Source organism: Ruegeria sp. J8, from assembly GCF_056531925.1.
The window spans coordinates 339,554-357,411 of record NZ_JBQFMR010000004.1 but is presented as its reverse complement, the minus strand read 5'-3'; the positions used below and the strand labels follow the sequence as shown (position 1 = coordinate 357,411).

The following is a 17,858-nucleotide window of genomic DNA, read 5'->3' as shown; positions in this document are numbered from 1 at the left end:
ACAGCCAACTCAGCGGTCTTTTGACCGCCATGGCGGAGCTTTGCGCAGAGGAGGAAACCATGAGCGACCAGCCATTGGTTCAAATGCAAGGAATAACCAAACGTTTTGGCGGCGTGACGGCGCTGCAGGATGTTGATCTGACCGCGTATGCGGGCGAAGTGCTCGCTATTGTTGGAGATAACGGGGCAGGCAAATCCACCCTGATCAAGATTTTGACGGGAGTGTATCAGCCCACCGAAGGGTATATTCTGATGGATGGAAAACCGTTGGAGATGGCCAGCCACTCTGACGCAATCGCGCATGGCATTGATGCGGTTTATCAGACTTTGGCGTTGGCTGATCATCTGTCGCCAGCAGCGAACATGTTTCTTGGCAATGAGTTGACCAAGAACGTTTTCGGCATTCCGTTTCTGGACAACAAACGCATGAAGTCCGAGGCCGCGCGGGTTTTGGAAGAACGCCTTGGTGTCCGGCTGCGGTCAATGGATGTCATGACGGAAAGCCTTTCGGGCGGTCAGCGTCAGGCGGTTGCTATTTCGCGTGCGGTCTACCACGAAGACCTTCGCTTGCTGGTGATGGATGAACCCACCGCAGCTTTGGGTCCGCAGGAAACCGCGCGGACGTTGAAACTGATCAAGGCGCTGCGCGAACAAGGTCTGACCGTAATACTGATTTCACACTCGCTTGACGACGTCTTCGAGGTCGCCGACCGCGTTCATGTGCAACGCCGAGGGCGCGCCGTTGGCGTTGTCAAAACTGCGGATAGTTCCGTTCAAGACGTACTGGGCCTGATCGTCGGCGCCCAGGATGCGGCCGCGTGAAGGAGAACGGTATGTCCGCAACCACCACAAATCCCGAACAAAAGACCATCATGGACCGGCTCGAGCCTTATCTGGCGTTCATTGGTCCAATGGTGATGATCCTGGCGATCCTCATCTTTATGGGCATCGCTGAACCGGCGCGATATTTCCGTCTGACCAACCTGAACCTGATCCTGCTGGACGCGGCGCTCTATATGCCGATGGCCATGGCGATGACTTTCGTTATCACCCAGCGTGGGATCGACTTATCTATTGGCTCAATCGCCGCGCTGTCCGCGATCCTCATGGCGTTTTTGGTCAAACAATACGGGTTTCCCGCCTGGGTCGCTGTTCCTTTGGCAATTGTCCTTGGGGCGCTGATGGGTCTGATCAATGGTCTGGTCATCACCCGGTTTAAAGTTCCCGACCTGATCGGCACGCTGGCGATGGACCTGGTCTATCGCGGTCTGGCGCTGGTGATTGCCAAAGGTCTGGTTCTGGCCCGTTTCCCGGACCTAATCACGGAAATTGGACGGGGTCAGATCCCGGGCTTTATTCCAGTCCCGGTGGTCCTGGGGCTGATTACAATGGCCATCGGCTACGTGGTCCTGACCCGCACTTATTTCGGGCGCTACACCATTGCTATCGGTTCGAACCCCGAGGCCAGCGAGATGACCGGTGTCGCCGTCGATCGCCACAAGATCTATGCCTATGTTCTGATGGGCGCTGCAGCAGCTATGGCTGGTGTCATGCTGACCGGAAAGCTGAATGCCATTCAGGCAACCTCGGCCCCCTATTTCAATCTGCACGTCATCGCTGCGGTTGTTGTCGGCGGTACGTCCCTGTTCGGCGGGCGTGCCTCGATGATCGGGTCTTTGGCCGGGGTGTTGTTGCTGTCGATGATGATCAACGCGCTGGTGACCCTGCGGATCGAATTCTTCTGGCAATCCGTCGCCTCGGGTGTGGTGATAGTCAGCTCGGTCGCACTGTACACCTGGATGCAAAAGAAAGACCGGGACGGGGCGCATGGCCTGATGGCGGCTCTGCGCAGCAAGGAGGCGCAGAAACTCATCCGCTTCTCTGCAGCGCTGATCGGCGCCCTGATCCTATTGCTGGCCCTTGGGGCGGGACTGGCAACCGAGCCTGCGCCAAGCGGCTAAGGCAATCAAAGTGGTGCGCCCGGAGGTAGGAGTCCTGGCGCACCTGCAAGACCCCACAATGTTCGCGAAAGGGAGGACTTACCGTGAAACAATTGAACAAAGCACTACTGACGACAAGCCTGTTTTGCCTGTGTGCCGCTTCGGCCATGGCGGAAACCAAGCTGCCTCTGAAGGAACTGCCTGGCATCGGCGACCGAGATTACTGGGTGCCCGGCGAAGTGAATGCCGAGGGCAAGCTTGAGGCGCTTCAGGCAACGACTGGCGCGGAAGCCGTGAAATACACCGGTACGCAGGATGCGCCGTTGCAGATTGCGCTGATCTATCCGTCTGCGGATACGTCCGATTTCTGGGCGCGTAATTATCTGGCGATGACAAAACGTCTGGAAGAGCTGGGTATTGAATACGAGACGACCGAGTTCGCCAGCCGCCAGATTGAGCACAGCCTGCAATCGACCTATGCCAACCAGGTGGTTCAGGATGCAGATCTGTATGACTTCGTGATCTTCGGGCCGTCAGAACTGGCCATTCAGGCCGACAATATTGACAAGATGGCAGGCAATGACGGCTTTGCGACCTTTGTCTGGGCCTTCCACACACCGCCCAAAGACCTGACCAATCAGCCCGATGCGTGGTTCGACTTCAGTTCGGCTGCGGGCGCACTGACCATGTGCGACTACATGCTGGAGCGTCTTGGCAATGATGTGACCATGGCGATGAACCGGGGTATTCCGGGCATCACGGACGATCAGCGCTCGGGTGATTTCAAGGCCTGCGTCGAGGAGAAAGGCAATTGGAACACCGTTTACGAACACTACGGCGAGTATCAGCGTGAAGGCGGGTTCGAAGGCACCAGCCTGATCCTGCAAGCCTATCCCGAGGCTACAATTATCCACAACGCCAACACTGCAATGGCGATGGGATCGGTTGAGGCTCAGGTCGCGGTCGGCAAAGAGAAAGACGTGTTCTCAACCGGCTGGGGCGGCACAGGCCTTGAACTGGATGCCATCCGCCGGGGTGAGCTGGATGCTACGCCGATGCGTATGGGCGATGACGTTGGGGCCGCCACGGCCGAGGCGATCAAGGCGCATCTGGAAGGACGTCAAGACGAACTGCCCTTTGTTTTCCTTGGCCGGATCACGGTTGCTCATGATCAGATGAGTGCCGAAGAACTTGACGCGCTGGAACAGGAAGCCTTCCGCTTCTCAGGCGTCGGGGCGCTGGAACGCTAAGGAGTGCGTCTGTGGCCGATATGTGAGTGGTCGGCCACAGACACCTCGACATTCTACTATTCAGATGAGGTCTACATGGCGCAGTCCATGATGTTGGTTGAAAAATGCAGCCATCGAATAAGCTGGTACGACATAGACACCGGCGCATCGCAGGGGTGTCTGGAGCTGCCGCAGTTCCCCCACGAGTTCGTTGTGGATGACGAATTTCGTTATGCCTATGTGGGTCACTACGGTGTGCAGAATTCAGACATAGCTGGTAATCACGGCCGCTCGGTCATCGTGATTGATATCCGAGAGAGAAAAATCGTTCACGTCTACGATCTGGGTGAACACGCGCGACCCCACGGGATTGGGCTGGATGGGCAGGGGCGTCTCTACGTCCTGTCGGAATGGTCGGGTCACTTGCTGGTCAAGGAAAACCCTCGCGCTTTCGACCAGGGTTGGGATCACATCACGCCAACAGGGGGCACCAAAGGGCACCTCTTTGCGCTGACCAAAGACGGCCTGACGGCTTTTGCGATGAATCTGACGTCAGGCGACGTTACCAAGTTCAATCCTTACGACGCCTCGATCGAGCCTATCTCGATCAAGACCGGACAAAAGCCCGAAGGGCGCTGCCTGCGTGAAGAAACAGCGACGCTTTATACCTCGCAACGCATTTCGAACACAGTGGCTGTAATCAATACGAAGACGCTTGAGACCGAACGCACGTTTCCGACGCCCAACGATCCCTGTCGCATCTACTACGATGAAAAGCGCAATCGTCTTCTGACAATGAACCATTTTGGCAGGTCGTTTTCCGTTTTTGACGAAGCGACAGGCAAGCTGTTGCACGAACAAAAAACACCAGCGAACCCTTTGGCCCTGTGTATCGACGACGAAGCGGACTTTGCCTACATCGCAGTTGATTGCGAACAGGTGCAGCGGTTCGACCTTGATACGTTCGAGGTGGTTCAAACTTTCGACACGGGCAACGAGCCAGATGTCATGGTCATCTTGCCCGATGGATTTTCGAGACATTGGGAGAAAGCGGCATGACCAAACCCCGCATTGCAATTGTTCCCGGCGACCCTTCGGGTATCGGGCCGGAACTGATCGCCAAACTGCTTAATCAGGAGGGGGTGCAGGACGCTGCCGATATCGTGCTGGTTGGTGACAGTCACCTCTGGCAGCGCGGTGCCGCCCAAGCGGAACTAGATGTGCCGCTGAATACAATAAACGAAGTGACGGACCAGCCGGGCCTGATCCATCTTGAGATGGACACGATCTCGCCCGGGGATGTCCAGCTTGCTGAAGTAACGGTTGAAGGCGGCACGACCGCGTTACGCTGTCTGGACAAGGCCATGGATCTGGCGATGGAGGGGCAGGTCGATGGTATTCTGTTTGGGCCATTCAACAAGGCGGCAATGACCGCCGCAGGGCTGAATGCCGAGGATGAGCACCGCTATATGGCGCGCTATATGGGACATACTGGTTATCACTCGGAACTCAACGTTCTGGATGAGCTGATGACGACCCGTGTAACTTCGCATATCGGCCTCAAGGATGTCGCGGCCAATATCACCGAAGAGGGTGTTATGAAGGCGGTCAATCTGGCCAATGACACGCTGCGCAAGGCGGGTAAGGAGCGCCCCAACATCGCGGTCGCGGCGCTGAACCCGCATGCGGGGGACAACGGCAAGTTTGGCCGCGAGGAGATTGACATCCTCGAACCCGCTGTGCGCCAAGCACAGGAAAAACAGTTGAATGTAACGGGCCCATGGCCTTCGGACACGGTGTTCCTCAAGGCGCAGCGGGGCGAGGTCGATGCGGTCGTGACCATGTATCACGATCAGGGCCAGATCGCGATCAAGCTGATGGGGTTTGAACGCGGCGTGACGGTTGCAGGTGGCTTGCCCATCCCCGTTGCCACACCGGCTCATGGCACCGCTTTTGATATCGCCGGACAGAACAAGGCCAATCCGGGCGCAACGCGGCAGGCATTCGACCTGCTGGTGCGCATGGCCAAAACACATCGCGCCGAACGCCGCGCGGACTGAGAGGACAAAGATGACCAAGATTAAATCCGTTCGCACCCGCGTCTGGAACTGGACCGGACCGACCGTCCCGCCCACCGGCAATTTCTGCACCAACGCGTCGGACGTGCTGTACGAAAAAGGCGATGCGATGTCGTCTTTCCGGTTTCACCAATGGCTGACCTGCGAGATCGAAACCGAAGACGGCACCATCGGCATCGGCAACGCAGCCCTCGCACCCTCGGTGGTGAAGGCCGCCATTGACGAATGGTTCGCGCCATTGGTGATCGGCGAGGACCCGTTCGACTATGCCTATCTGTGGGAAAAGATGTACCGCCGCAGCCACGCCTGGGGGCGCAAGGGGATCGGGATGATCGCGATCTCGGCCGTTGATCTGGCGATCTGGGACCTGATGGGCAAACTGGCGGGTAAGCCAGTGTTCAAACTGCTGGGTGGCCGCACCAAGGAAAAGATCCCGGTGTATTACTCCAAGCTCTACTCTGGCCCGATCGATGTGATGCAGGCCGAGGCCGCCGAGGCGCAAAAGAACGGCTATTCGGCCTATAAAATGCGGTTCGGCTGGGGGCCGAAGGACGGCATGGCGGGCATGCGCGAAAACCTCAAACGGGTCGAGGCCGTGCGCGAGGTCATCGGCTATGACGTCGATCTGATGGTCGAATGCTACATGGGCTGGAACCTGGACTATGCCAAACGCATGCTGCCCAAGCTTGTTAAATTCGAACCGCGCTGGTTGGAAGAACCCGTGATTGCCGACGATGTTGAAGGTTATCGCGAGCTGAATGCGATGAACATCATCCCGATCTCGGGCGGTGAGCATGAATTCTCGATCATCGGGTGCAAGGACTTGATCGAGAAAAAGGCCGTCAGCGTCCTGCAATATGACACCAACCGCGTGGGCGGTATTACGGCGGCACAAAAGATCAACGCGATTGCCGAGGCGCATCAGATACCGGTCATCCCGCATGCAGGTCAGATGCATAATTATCATCTGACCATGGCCAACGCGAATTGCATGATCAGCGAATATTTCCCTGTCTTCGACGTCGAGGTAGGTAACGAGCTGTTCTATTACATCTTCGAAGGTGACCCCGAGGCGGTGGACGGCTTCCTTGATCTGGATGACAATAAGCCCGGTCTGGGGATTGAGATCACAGACAAACACCTGAAACACTTTGAGATTACGGAGTAGTCCATGAGCTATACCGGTATCTGGCCCGTTGCGCCGACACCATTCCACGAAGACGGAACACTTGATCTGGAAGGGATGAAGCGCGTTCTGGATTGCCTGATCGATCAAGGCGCGGACGGGATCTGCGTTTTGGCAAATTTCTCAGAGCAATTCCTGATCTCGGATGAGGAGCGCGCGATCCTGACCCGGCTCAGCCTTGAACATGTCGCGGGCCGCGTGCCCATGATCGTGACGATCAGCCATTTTGCGACGCAGATCGCAGTGGAACGGGCCAAATTCGCCAAAGATCTGGGCGCGGACATCGTGATGATGATGCCGCCCTATCACGGGGCGCTTCTGAAGGGGACCGCGCAGCAGACCTATGATCAGTTTGCAGCCGTGGGCGAGGTCGGCATTCCGATCATGGTCCAAGACGCGCCCTTGTCGGGCGTTGATCTGCCGGTGCCGTTGCTGGTGCGCATGGCGCAAGAGATTGAAATGGTGAAGCTGTTCAAGATCGAATGCCCTCGGGCAGCGAACAAGCTGCGCGCGCTGATTGCCGAAGGCGGAGAGGCGATTGAAGCACCTTTTGATGGCGAGGAAGGTATCACCCTACTGGCCGATCTGGATGCGGGGGCGACCGGTTCGATGACCTCGGGCATGATCGTGGACCAGATAAAGCCGGTCATCACGCATCACCTTGCAGGCCGTGTAGACGAGGCGACAGCGGCCTATGGCCGGGTGGCGATGGTGATCAACCATGAAAACCGCCAATGCGGCTGGCAATCCTGCAAAGCGGCGATGGTCGAAGGGGGCGTCATCGGGTCCGAGTTCTGCCGCCATCCCATTGATCCGCTGCAACCGGCCATCCGAGACCGGTTGATAGACCTTTTAAAACCGCTGGACCCAATGGTCCTGAATTGGGGAAAATAAAATGATACTTGGACAAAATCTGATCGACGGCGCATGGGTCGGGTCAGACAATCTGCGTGCCTCAGACGATCTTGACGGCCAAAGCTTTGCTCAGGCCACCGCCGCGCAGGTGGATGACGCCTGCCGCGCCGCACGCCGCGACTTCCGTGCTTATTCGGGCAAGTCGCGGGCCGAGCGCGCCACATTCTTGCGCACGATTGCCGAACAGATGGATGTGCTGGGTGATGAGATCACGCAAACCGGCATGGCCGAGACAGGCCTGCCCGAGGCGCGGCTGGTGGGTGAACGTGGACGCACAACGGGCCAGCTGCGCATGTTTGCCGACCTGATCGAAGAGACTGGGTATCTCGATATACGTAAAGAAGGCGCCCTCCCTGACCGGACACCTCTCCCTCGTCCGGATTTGCGCCTGACGCACAAAGCAATAGGTCCAGTGGCCGTGTTTGGTGCGTCGAACTTCCCGCTCGCCTTCTCCACGGCGGGCGGGGACACCGCCTCGGCCCTTGCTGCTGGGTGCCCGGTGATCGTCAAGGGACACAGCGCTCATGCAGGCACTGCTGAACTTGTAGGACAAGCCATTGCCAAGGCGATCGAGATTTGCGGTATGCCAGCTGCTACATTTCAGATCTTGCAAGGATCAGGGCGCGAGGTGGGTTCCGCCCTTGTGCAGCATCCCGGGATCACTGCCGTCGGTTTTACAGGATCACTCGCCGGGGGCAGGGCGCTTTATGATCTATGCCATGCGCGTTCAAACCCTATCCCCTTTTATGGTGAGCTTGGCTCGGTCAATCCTATGTTCTGCCTTCCAGACGCGATGCGTGCCCGCGCGACCGAGATCGGCGTAGGCTGGGCCGCGTCTCTGACCATGGGGGCCGGACAGTTTTGTACCAATCCCGGGGTTGCCGTGATGCTGAAAGGCCCGGATGCGGATGCGTTGGAAACCGCCTGTGTCGCCGCGCTGAACGACACGGCAGAGCAGAAAATGCTAACAGACGGAATCCTTGGCGCTTATGAGCAGGGGGTTCGCGAATTCCGCGATCTGATGGTCGAGGTTACGTCTTGCAGTGCCGCGACGGGCAAACGCGCCGCTGTGCCTGCTTTGTTCAAAGTCAGTGCGGCGGAGTGGATGGCGAACCCCAAGCTGCAGCACGAAGTATTTGGTGCTGCTGGCATTATCGTCTTGTGTGACGACACAGAGCAGATGCAACAGCTGGCGGAATGTCTGGAAGGACAGCTGACGCTGACCTTGCATCTGGACGACTCGGATGCCGCGTTGGCCAAGTCACTGATGCCCATTCTCGAGGAAAAAGCAGGTCGTTTATTGGCAAACGGCTATCCCACCGGGGTCGAGGTGTGTTCATCAATGATGCATGGCGGGCCCTATCCGGCCAGCACAGATGTCCGAGCAACCTCCGTCGGGACTCTGGCGATCGTGCGCTGGCTGCGCCCGGTCAGTTATCAAAACATTCCCGACGCGCTTTTGCCGGATGAATTGAAAGGCTTGAGTGCCTGACGGTCGCAATCGTCAGGTGACCGCCCCTATACGGTCCTTTAGGCCATCTCTGGCCTGACCCGGAACTGCCTGGAGTGCGCAGCTTTTCACTCCAGGAGAACAGAAAAACGAAGGAGAAAACGGATGTACGGCGTTCTCGACGGAACCGGTTTTGAAGTCATCGAAAAAGAATTCGAGGCCTGTTTCATCGGCCATGCTCGGGTCGAGCGGTTGTGGACCGGTGCTCGTTGGTCCGAGGGCCCGGCGTGGTTTGCCGCCGGGCGTTATCTGGTCTGGTCGGATATTCCCAACAACCGGCTGATGCGGTGGGACGATACAGATGGCTCGGTCTCGGTGTTTCGGCAACCCTCCAACAACGCCAATGGCAACACGGTAGACCGGCAGGGACGCTTGGTGTCGTGCGAGCACCTAACCAGACGCGTCATCCGAACCGAGCATGATGGATCCATCACGGTTCTGGCGGACGCATGGCAGGGAAAGCACCTGAACTCTCCAAACGACGTCGTTGTTAAATCAGACGGGTCCATTTGGTTCACGGACCCGTCCTATGGGATCATGATGGACTATGAAGGCGAGCGCGCCGAAAGCGAGATTGGCGCGTGCCACGTGTATCGCGTGGACCCGACATCGGGCGAGGTCACAGCGGTTGCAACTGATTTCGTCAAGCCTAATGGCTTGGCTTTTTCACCGGATGAGAGCGCACTCTATATCTCGGATACCGGTATCACGCATGACCCCGAAGGTCCGGCACATATTCGCCGTTTCCGCGTATCGAACGACGGAAAAACCCTTTCAGGAGGTGAGGTCTTCGCTAATTGCTCTGCCGGATTGTTCGACGGGTTCAGGCCAGACCGTGAAGGCCGCATCTGGAGTTCCGCCGCAGACGGTATTCATTGCCTGAACCCCCAAGGAGATCTGATCGGCAAGGTCCACATGCCCGAGATGGTAGGAAATGTGTGTTTTGGCGGTGCCAAGCTGAACCGACTGTTCGCGGCGGGAACAAGCAGCCTTTACGCGATCTATCTGAATGTAAACGGCGTCTCACCGGTTTGATTCTACTTGCTGCAATAGGATTGAATGTAGAGGGAAAACTACAAAGCGCTCTATGTGTATGCCGTTCAGGTTGTAATACTAAGGTCTGCAAGGCATTTTTGGATGAAGGCAGTGAATGTCCGCAATGTGAGTAGGCTGCGGTGTTTAAGCACACAGTTTAATAGCAGGATTGGGCCTTACTAAAAAATGTAGCTGCGTGCTTACCCTTCATACACAATTGTCAGAAACTCACCTCTTCATTTTCGAGCCTATGACGCGCGTAGGTACATCCCTGCTTGTTGGTTGTCCTCGCTTGTGCGCCCGGACCCGTACTGCTTTCCCGTTGGCATACTGTCTTTCGTGTTCGGCCACCCAATGCTCAGTTGGCGCAGCTCGACTTGCTGTTTGTAGTGCTCAAAGCGAAGCCTTGCCTTTTGTTCAGTCAGATGCCGCGCACCTGCAGGTCCAATTCGAATGGTACGGTGAGACTTGAAAACTCGGTCATTCAAGCCTTGCTAAACATCTGCGCTGTTTTGGCCTGAGATGCCGAGAGGCTTGCAACCTTTTGTGACTTTAAATAGGCCTCACGCGCAGCAAGAGCCGCGAAAAGCATAAACCCAATTGTCATCTCGTATATGAGGTGACATTCATGCCGCTTCAGATGTTTTCTCAATGAAGCGTCATTGGGCAATAGTCCTCCCCTCACAAAACCTACAAATACGGTTCGCTGAAGTTGCCAATGGGCGACACTAAGGTTGGGTCGACTATCTTGCGATTTTGATGCCTCCAGCGCACAGGACGCATCAAAGTAGATGGTGCTAGTATTGCAGATATGGACTGCGCTCCTTTCCACGACACCATCGGAATGAAGGTGTTTGTCACCGCCTGACGGCGGGCGGCTGGCCCACTGCGCGGCCAAGCCTGTAGCACTTTGGCCCCAAAAGAAAAATGCCAGCCCCTGTACATCAGATCTGAGCCGCCAACCTACCAACGCCGTCGCCGGTCAAGAGATCGAAGGTCTGGCAAATGTCAGCAATGTAGAATGCGACTGCAGAATTCAGTACCAATCTGGAACGGCAGATCAGGGTCGATCTTCAACCCAACCGTTTCTTGAATCTTAGAGTTGCCGCCAGCAATCCGAATATCGCAAATCCGATCATCCAGAGAATTCCCCAGCGTAACTCGTATAGCGACGCGTCACGAAGGACCACGCCGCGGATCATGTCCATGAAATGGGTTGCCGGCAGGACCTGAGCAATCATCTGGACGGGTGGTGGCATACCGTCGAAAGGGAACATGAAACCTGACATCAGGATTGAGGGCAGCAGGACAAAGATGGTCATCTGCATCGACTGCAATTGGTTCTGCGCAAGCGTGGAAATCACCAGCCCAAGCGACAGGCTGGCGACGATGAATAACAAAGTCACAACAAGCAGAGTGCCCAATCCGCCGTTTATTGGCACATCGAAAAGGACATGCCCGAGGCCGAGGATGATTGCGACCTGTATCAGGCCCAGAAAGATGTAGGGGATGATCTTTCCGATCATCAGTTCGATCGACCGGATTGGCGTGTTAATCAGCATTTCCATATTGCCCCGCTCGCGTTCGCGGACGATGGCGGCTGAGGTGAATAGGATCATCGTCATGGTCAGGATCACGCCGACAAGACCCGGCACGATATTGACCGCCGACCGTTGCTCGGGGTTGAAGTAAAGCGTCACCTCGAACGTGGGCACCTGCCGGTTTGGTGGTTGTTTCAGCAGTTCTGTCAAAGGCATTGTGCGCATGGACTTGATCGCGCTGGCCACCATCGTGTCCGAACCATCCACGATCCAATGGGCAACCGGTCGGCTGCTTGTCTGGTTGGTTGCGTTGGGCAGGCCCAGCCCGACAGACGGGCTGCGGGCAAGGCGCTGGCTCACGTCCGGGGGGATGATTAGCGCAGCACGCACACGGGACTCGGTTATTGCGCGTTCGGCCTCTTGCGGGGTGGTCAGCTGCTCGGTGATGGTCACGACCTGCGTCGCTTGAACGATCTGCGCCAGCGTGCGGGAGAGTTCGGTTCCGGACTGGTCCACCACCGCGACAGGGACATGGCGCAGGTTTGTGTTGATCGCGTATCCAAACAGAAGCAGTTGGATCAGCGGGATCATGATGACCATGGCAAAGGTCATCCGATCCCGCCGCAGTTGCAGCAGTTCTTTCTTCAGTACAGCAGCGATGCGACGTGGCGAAATCACTGTTCTGGCCCCCGTGTGGCGCTGACGAACACGTCTTCCAGATTTGGCCTCTGCGGGGTCAGGGACAGGCCAGGAAACGCAGCAATTTGGCCGCGCAACATGTCCACCGGTTGAGGTTCGGATTTGTCCACAAGCACACGCAGCCGCGACCCGACTTGCGCGGTCGACAGGATCTTGGGTTTGCCATCCAGCGCGTGTTTGACCTTTCTCAGATCCGGCCCTTCAACCTCAACTACATCGGCCTGAAGATCATCCATCAACTGGCGCGGAGACCCGTCCGCCTTTTTCACACCGTGTTGCAGGATCGCCAGCCGGTGACAGCGCTCGGCTTCGTCCATGAAATGGGTCGAAACGATCATCGTTGCGCCTTGATCTACCAGATCGAACAGTTGTTCCCAGAAGTTGCGGCGTGTTTCGGGATCAACGGCCGAGGTCGGTTCGTCCAGGAACAACAGTTTAGGTCGGTGCATTACGGTTGCAGCAAGGGCCAGTTTCTGACGTTGCCCGCCGCTCATGCTTCCGCTGAGTTGATTGATATTTGTTGTCAGATCGTAGGTGTGCAGCAACTCATCGATCCGATCTTTGGCCGTTTTTACCGGAATGCCGTAAATCTCCGCCGCGAACCTGAGGTTTTCCAGCACCGTTAGGTCGCGGTAATACGAGAATATCTGGGTCATGTACCCGATCTCATTTTTTAGCGGCTCAGCCGCTTCGGGCATTGACCGGCCCAAAACCGAGATCGCACCGCTGCTGGGGGTCAGCAGCCCAGTCAGCATGCGCATTGTCGTGGTTTTGCCGCAGCCATTCGGTCCCAGAAACCCGTAGATCTGGCCGGTTTGAATCTCAAGATCCAGATTGTTGACGGCGATGTTTTCCCCGAACTGGCGGGTCAAGCCCTTCGTCGAGACGACCACATCGTTCATGGCATGGGGACCTGTACGGGGACCCCGGCAGGCAGGTCCGGTGAGGCATTGGGCAGGTCAATCTCAGCCAAATAGACAAGGCGCGTGCGGTCGTCCTTGTTCAACCCGTAATAAGGGGTGAAGGACGCGTCGTCGCTGATCCAGCGGATCACGCCATCCAACGGATCGGCCAGCCCGTCTACGCGCACTTCCAACGTGTCACCGGGTTTCAGTTTGACGCGATGTGGTTCGGGTACATAGACGCGCGCGTAAGGCGTCTGGCCCGTGACGATCACGGCAACCGGGCTGCCGGATGTCACCCGCTCGCCCAAATTCCACGGCAGGGAATCCAAAACGCCGTCGCGGGTGGCTATGACCGTTAAATCATCCAGCAATGTCAGTTCGGCGGCGACCGAGGCTTCGGCAGCTCGCACATTGGCCTCGGCGACCGCCAGATCTTCGGGACGGGTGCCGTTTTCCAGCTCTTTCAGCGATTCCTGAGCGCTGGCCAATTCAGCCCGCGCGGAATCGCGCATGGCCAGATCATTTGCCACCTGAGCCTCGGTCACGACCGAGTTCTCGACCAGTCTGGCATTTCGGTCATAGATGGCCTCGGCATCGGCAAGGCGCGCAACAGCGCCTGCTACTTTGGCCTCGGCAATTGCAATTTCTTCCTCGCGCGGTCCGACCTGCAGTTTCAGAAGCGTGGCCTGTGCCTTTTCCAGTTCTGCCTGCGCCAGTGCCAGCTTGGCGCTTTGCAATGTGGGATCAAGCTGAACCAGCGTGTCGCCTACCTTGACCACGGAACCTTCGGCAATTGGTAAATCGACGACAATTTCGCTGGCCGTCGCGGTCAAGGCCACCCGGTCGCGCGCCAACACACCCAGAGCGATGCTGGTATCGGACCCAGAGCACCGGTCCAGAAAAGCGGGCAGGACAGCCGCCAGGATCAAAGGAATGGGGATCGTCAGATTCAACAGGGTTCCCTCCGGTGCTTGGCCTTTGAACGCGTTGGGCGATAGTCAGAGCATAAAATCAGGAAATCTGATTTATGTATACGGTTCAACAACTACAGATGGCAGGACAGGTTCATGCGGGCAGGCGCGCCAACCACTCCTCCAGCTTTTCTCCGATCAGATGGGGATTATCTTCCTGCAGGAAATGAATGCCTTTGCCGATATCCACCACAGACCTGATGTTCGCAAAATGCAAAACCCAGCGCGGACGTCCAGCTCAGTTCAACGGGAGGACCACGCCTTCCAACCCCAGCGCCTCATTATACCATGCGGGTCGGGACGCCCAGCCGACAATCGCGCTAACGGGCTGGGACGGCGGGCGTGACAGGCTGCCGACGGGGACAACCAGAAACTTGCCGTTCTGTGTCTTGAATGGAAGCGATGTCCCGCAGCTTCGGCAAAACACCCGGCGCACTTGGGAATTAGGCACATTGAAAGATGTCAGTTGCTCTTGACCTTCCAGCCATTCGATCCGGTCAGGCGTGGTGAAAGCATTCGCAACATGGGCCGAGCCCGAGGCCTTTTTGCAAAAGTTGCAATAGCACAATTTGAAGGCGGTCATGTTGTCTTGCACCCGATAGCGCACTGCGCCGCAGATACATTGCCCGTCGATCATGTCTGGGTGACTCGCCAAAGAGCTCATCTCAAACACGATAGGCAAAATACGCGCGGACAGTGGTGGTGAATGTCAGGCCCATGCTAGTGATCGCGATGACAAAGCCGACAACCGCTGTCGCCGGGATCGAGACCAGAAAATCAACAGCAATTGCGGCACGGATACCGGTCATGCTGCGCTTGAGAATGGACGCGACGATGCAGGCAAAGGTGACGATGTAACCCAGCATCGTATAGAGCATCAGGTTGGCGGCTTGCGGGCCAGCTAGCTCTCCGACCTGCAGGCCGTAGAATTTGAAACCGGCGAAGAAACCAAAGGCCAGCAGGATTTTCAGCGCGTTCAGGATGAAGATCATGCGCAGGGTGACGGGTTTTAATGCGCCGGGTGTCGGGTCGATGGCGGTCATGTCAGGTCTCCGTTTCAGGTGCGATCACGCAGCATTTGCTGCCGCGCATCTCTAATGCTATCCATGTGGATAGAAATTTATTACTATCCACATGGTTAGAAAAAGCAAGGAGAAATCTGTGGCGCGAAAACGCAAGACGGATCACGACAGTGCTGTGGCGGGAGCCTTGGACCTGTTTTGGCGAAGGGGCTACCACGGTGCCAGTACGCGGGAGTTGGAGCAGCAGACGGGGCTGACACGGTTCACGCTCCAAACCACTTATGGGGGAAAAGAAAAGTTTTTTCTAAAGACTCTGGATGCTTATTTGGACAATGCCGAAGCCCGGCACTTTCCTGATCCCGAAACCTATGCGCTGGACGATCTGGCTGGTTGGTTCCGGGGCATCGCATCAACCGAGCGAATGCCAAAGATTGAGGATGCCGGGTGTCTTGCCTTTAATTCGATTAGTTCATTCGACCGCTCTGATCCCGAGGTTAACGCACGAATCGAGCGGTACCTGACCGCACTGGAGGGGCGGTTTGCTGCGATACTGTGCCGGGCAAAGGATGACGGGGCCATCCGTTCCGAGGTCGATCCGGATGAGGCCGCACGGGTGCTGACCGGTCTTTTGCTGGGCCTTCATACGATTATGAAAGCCCGAACCTCGGATCAGTTTCCGCAGAGCTACGCCCAGGCGGCGGTCGGGCTGATTGAAGGGTGGAAAAACCAGTAAGTTATCAAACATTCTGTCGTGACTAACTTCTTGCGGCGTAAGAACTGGGTGTAAGCAGTGAATGTCTGGGTGGTGGACTGCCCCTGCTGTATTGCGGTTGGCTGTTGAGTGACTGCTTTGGTGAAGCCGCAGTGCAGCTTGCTCAACGACAGGTCTGGGCCGTAACCCAATAGGCGAAGCTGGCCGAACCGCATTTTGATCTTGAGGAAAACGAAACTGGCGCTTGCACCAGCTTGCGTTTCACACTTTTGACCATTGACCCTGGTTTCGTCAGCTACGGTGGTTCCTATCGACATATAGAAGAAGTCATACCCGTGCACGGCGTTGCGGTAGACCACACAACACTGAACCGATGCGTTACACGGTATTCCGGCGTTATCGCTGAAGCCGCGGGTCGCCGCGAAAGATCGTCATCGACAAAAGCGGCGCAGAAACAGCAGGTATCAAAGCCATCAACAAAATGCTGAAGGGCTTTGGATGTCCGATTCCAGTCGAGGTGGTGAGGCAGAAACACTAGAACAACATCGTGGACAGGACCACCGGTTCATCAAAAGGCGAACTTGACCAATGCTGGGGTTCAAAGCTTTCGGTTTTACTGCAGCAACCGTTGCTGAAATCAAAGTCGCGAAGATGATCCGCGAGGGCCGATTCACGCCTGGACTCTGCCCCTTTCGACAATTTGCTAAACTGGCCGTCTAACTTGAAGACACGCCGAGTCTCATTGGCTAGCAGAAAAACTCTGCAACACAACCTGTTCGGCCGGAACGGGCCGTTGCAAGAGCTCATATACGCTCATTCAGAACAAAAGGTTGGGAAGAAAAAGGGTTAGTGCCGGGAACACCGTCAGGATGAAGATGGCCAACAGGTGGATGAGCCAGTATGGAACTGTCGCAATTGCCACACGGCCCAAGCCAACCTCGTTGTTGGTCAGCGCGGTCAGGACCGACAGGTTAAGCCCGACTGGGGGCGTGACCTGACCAATCTCGATGACGATGGTGATGATGACCCCGATCCAGATTGGGTCAAAGCCCAGCCCGGTCAGCAAGGGGAATACGACCGGCAAGGTCATGATCATCAACGACAACCCGTCGAAAAAGCACCCCAGCACCAGATAGATCAGCACCACGATCAACAGCACGCTGTATGTGCCCATCCCGCTTTCGGCCACGACTTCTAGGATCTGTTGCGGCACGCCCAGAATACTGGTCGATTTCGCCAGTATCGTCGCGCCCAGCACCAAAAACCCAACCGATGCAAACAACAGAACCGACTGATAGACCGCTTCGACAAGCTTCTTCCAAGTCAGGTCGCCCCATATGGAGGAAATGATCACGGCCAGTACAACGCCCACGCCTGCCGCTTCGGTCGGTGTCGCCAGCCCTCCGACAATGCTGCCGATGACCGCAATGATCAGCGCAAGCAACGGCCAGATTTGTTTGAACCCCGCCAGTGTCTGCCGCAGCGGCAATGGGGCTTCGTCGCGCGGGGCCAGGGCCGGATTTCGGGTACATCTGACCAACAGATACGCCATGAACATCAGACCAACCAGAAAACCAGGGATAATACCGGCGGCGAACAGGCGCCCGATCGAGGTTTCAGTGAGCGCGCCATAGATCAGAAAAGACAAGCTGGGCGGGATCAGCAGGCCCAAAGTACCGCCGCCCGCCAAGCTGCCCACAATCGTATCCTTGTCATAGCCGCGTTTCGACATCTCAGGGTATGCGACCGAACCCACCGCCGCAGCCGTAGACAGACTGGATCCGCTGACCGCGCCGAACAGGGTGCAAACTGCAATATTGGTGTGCAGCAAGCCCCCCGGGATGCGACGAAACAGCGGGGAAAAGGCGGAGTAGGCCCGCTCGCTAATTCCACTGCGCAGCAGCACCTCGCCCAGAAGGATGAACATGGGAACTGCGCTGAGGGTGAACGAATTGAAGACGCTCCAGATTGCGTCCACAGCCAGCGACGTGGCCCCGTTCGAGAAAAAGTGCAGAATGATCAACCCGGTCAGACCAAGCGCCGCTCCAAGGGCCACGCCCGTGCCAGCGGTGGCAACCAGCGCGCCTGTCAACGTCAGCCAGAACGACATTTATTG

16 protein-coding genes and 1 pseudogene are annotated in these 17,858 nt (G+C 56.9%); 11 read left to right on the top strand and 6 right to left on the bottom strand.

Features of this window, described 5'->3' with window-relative positions; all coding sequences use genetic code 11:
• Nucleotides 1-59 precede the first annotated feature (59 nt).
• The 9 genes from ACR0L1_RS11330 to ACR0L1_RS11290 all read left to right on the top strand — a co-directional run bounded on the left by ACR0L1_RS11330 (nucleotide 60) and on the right by ACR0L1_RS11290 (nucleotide 9,892).
• On the top strand, nucleotides 60-821 hold the full coding sequence (locus ACR0L1_RS11330; protein ID WP_480858883.1) for an ATP-binding cassette domain-containing protein: 762 nt from the start codon (nucleotides 60-62) through the stop codon (nucleotides 819-821).
• Between the two features lie 11 nt (nucleotides 822-832).
• A complete protein-coding gene (locus ACR0L1_RS11325) occupies nucleotides 833-1,960 on the top strand; it encodes an ABC transporter permease (protein WP_170783242.1) in 1,128 nt (375 codons plus the stop codon).
• An 83-nt stretch (nucleotides 1,961-2,043) separates the two neighbouring features.
• Nucleotides 2,044-3,189: a substrate-binding domain-containing protein gene (locus ACR0L1_RS11320; protein ID WP_331252101.1), complete on the top strand. Its 1,146-nt coding sequence runs from the start codon at nucleotides 2,044-2,046 to the stop codon at nucleotides 3,187-3,189.
• A 3-nt stretch (nucleotides 3,190-3,192) separates the two neighbouring features.
• Nucleotides 3,193-4,227, top strand: coding sequence for a hypothetical protein (locus tag ACR0L1_RS11315; RefSeq protein WP_480858881.1), 1,035 nt, complete (start codon nucleotides 3,193-3,195; stop codon nucleotides 4,225-4,227).
• A complete protein-coding gene (locus tag ACR0L1_RS11310; RefSeq protein WP_480858879.1) occupies nucleotides 4,224-5,228 on the top strand; it encodes a 4-hydroxythreonine-4-phosphate dehydrogenase PdxA in 1,005 nt (334 codons plus the stop codon). Before ACR0L1_RS11315 ends, ACR0L1_RS11310 begins: the two co-directional genes overlap by 4 nt.
• Before the next feature lie 10 nt (nucleotides 5,229-5,238).
• Nucleotides 5,239-6,414 (top strand): L-rhamnonate dehydratase, encoded by a 1,176-nt coding sequence (locus ACR0L1_RS11305; RefSeq protein ID WP_480858877.1) that lies wholly within the window; start codon nucleotides 5,239-5,241, stop codon nucleotides 6,412-6,414.
• A gap of 3 nt (nucleotides 6,415-6,417) precedes the next feature.
• Entirely contained in the window at nucleotides 6,418-7,326 is a 909-nt protein-coding gene (locus ACR0L1_RS11300) for a dihydrodipicolinate synthase family protein (RefSeq protein WP_170771800.1), read from the top strand.
• Nucleotide 7,327: 1 nt separating this feature from the next.
• Nucleotides 7,328-8,839 (top strand): aldehyde dehydrogenase (NADP(+)), encoded by a 1,512-nt coding sequence (locus ACR0L1_RS11295; protein WP_480858875.1) that lies wholly within the window; start codon nucleotides 7,328-7,330, stop codon nucleotides 8,837-8,839.
• A 123-nt stretch (nucleotides 8,840-8,962) separates the two neighbouring features.
• Nucleotides 8,963-9,892 (top strand): SMP-30/gluconolactonase/LRE family protein, encoded by a 930-nt coding sequence (locus ACR0L1_RS11290; protein WP_480858873.1) that lies wholly within the window; start codon nucleotides 8,963-8,965, stop codon nucleotides 9,890-9,892.
• Nucleotides 9,893-10,965: 1,073 nt separating this feature from the next.
• On the opposite strand, the gene ACR0L1_RS11285 is transcribed toward ACR0L1_RS11290, so the two are convergent.
• The 5 genes from ACR0L1_RS11285 to ACR0L1_RS11265 all read right to left on the bottom strand — a co-directional run bounded on the left by ACR0L1_RS11285 (nucleotide 10,966) and on the right by ACR0L1_RS11265 (nucleotide 15,051).
• Nucleotides 10,966-12,111, bottom strand: a complete 1,146-nt coding sequence (locus ACR0L1_RS11285) for an ABC transporter permease (RefSeq protein WP_170771806.1) — start codon at nucleotides 12,109-12,111, stop codon at nucleotides 10,966-10,968.
• Complete coding sequence (locus ACR0L1_RS11280; RefSeq protein WP_480503939.1) at nucleotides 12,108-13,034, bottom strand: ABC transporter ATP-binding protein; 927 nt, start codon at nucleotides 13,032-13,034, stop codon at nucleotides 12,108-12,110. Before ACR0L1_RS11280 ends, ACR0L1_RS11285 begins: the two co-directional genes overlap by 4 nt.
• Nucleotides 13,031-13,990, bottom strand: coding sequence for an HlyD family secretion protein (locus ACR0L1_RS11275; protein ID WP_480503938.1), 960 nt, complete (start codon nucleotides 13,988-13,990; stop codon nucleotides 13,031-13,033). Before ACR0L1_RS11275 ends, ACR0L1_RS11280 begins: the two co-directional genes overlap by 4 nt.
• Before the next feature lie 256 nt (nucleotides 13,991-14,246).
• On the bottom strand, nucleotides 14,247-14,663 hold the full coding sequence (locus ACR0L1_RS11270) for a GFA family protein (protein ID WP_170783246.1): 417 nt from the start codon (nucleotides 14,661-14,663) through the stop codon (nucleotides 14,247-14,249).
• 10 nt (nucleotides 14,664-14,673) lie between these two features.
• A complete protein-coding gene (locus ACR0L1_RS11265; RefSeq protein ID WP_480858870.1) occupies nucleotides 14,674-15,051 on the bottom strand; it encodes a hypothetical protein in 378 nt (125 codons plus the stop codon).
• A 118-nt stretch (nucleotides 15,052-15,169) separates the two neighbouring features.
• On the opposite strand from ACR0L1_RS11265, the gene ACR0L1_RS11260 reads away from it, so the two are divergent.
• Together ACR0L1_RS11260 and ACR0L1_RS11255 are read left to right on the top strand one after the other, a co-directional pair.
• Nucleotides 15,170-15,763 (top strand): TetR/AcrR family transcriptional regulator, encoded by a 594-nt coding sequence (locus ACR0L1_RS11260; protein ID WP_480858869.1) that lies wholly within the window; start codon nucleotides 15,170-15,172, stop codon nucleotides 15,761-15,763.
• Between the two features lie 233 nt (nucleotides 15,764-15,996).
• Nucleotides 15,997-16,462: pseudogene (locus tag ACR0L1_RS11255) on the top strand (DDE-type integrase/transposase/recombinase).
• Nucleotides 16,463-16,559: 97 nt separating this feature from the next.
• On the opposite strand, the gene ACR0L1_RS11250 reads toward ACR0L1_RS11255, so the two are convergent.
• Nucleotides 16,560-17,852, bottom strand: a complete 1,293-nt coding sequence (locus ACR0L1_RS11250) for a TRAP transporter large permease (RefSeq protein ID WP_170789336.1) — start codon at nucleotides 17,850-17,852, stop codon at nucleotides 16,560-16,562.
• Nucleotides 17,853-17,858 lie beyond the last annotated feature (6 nt).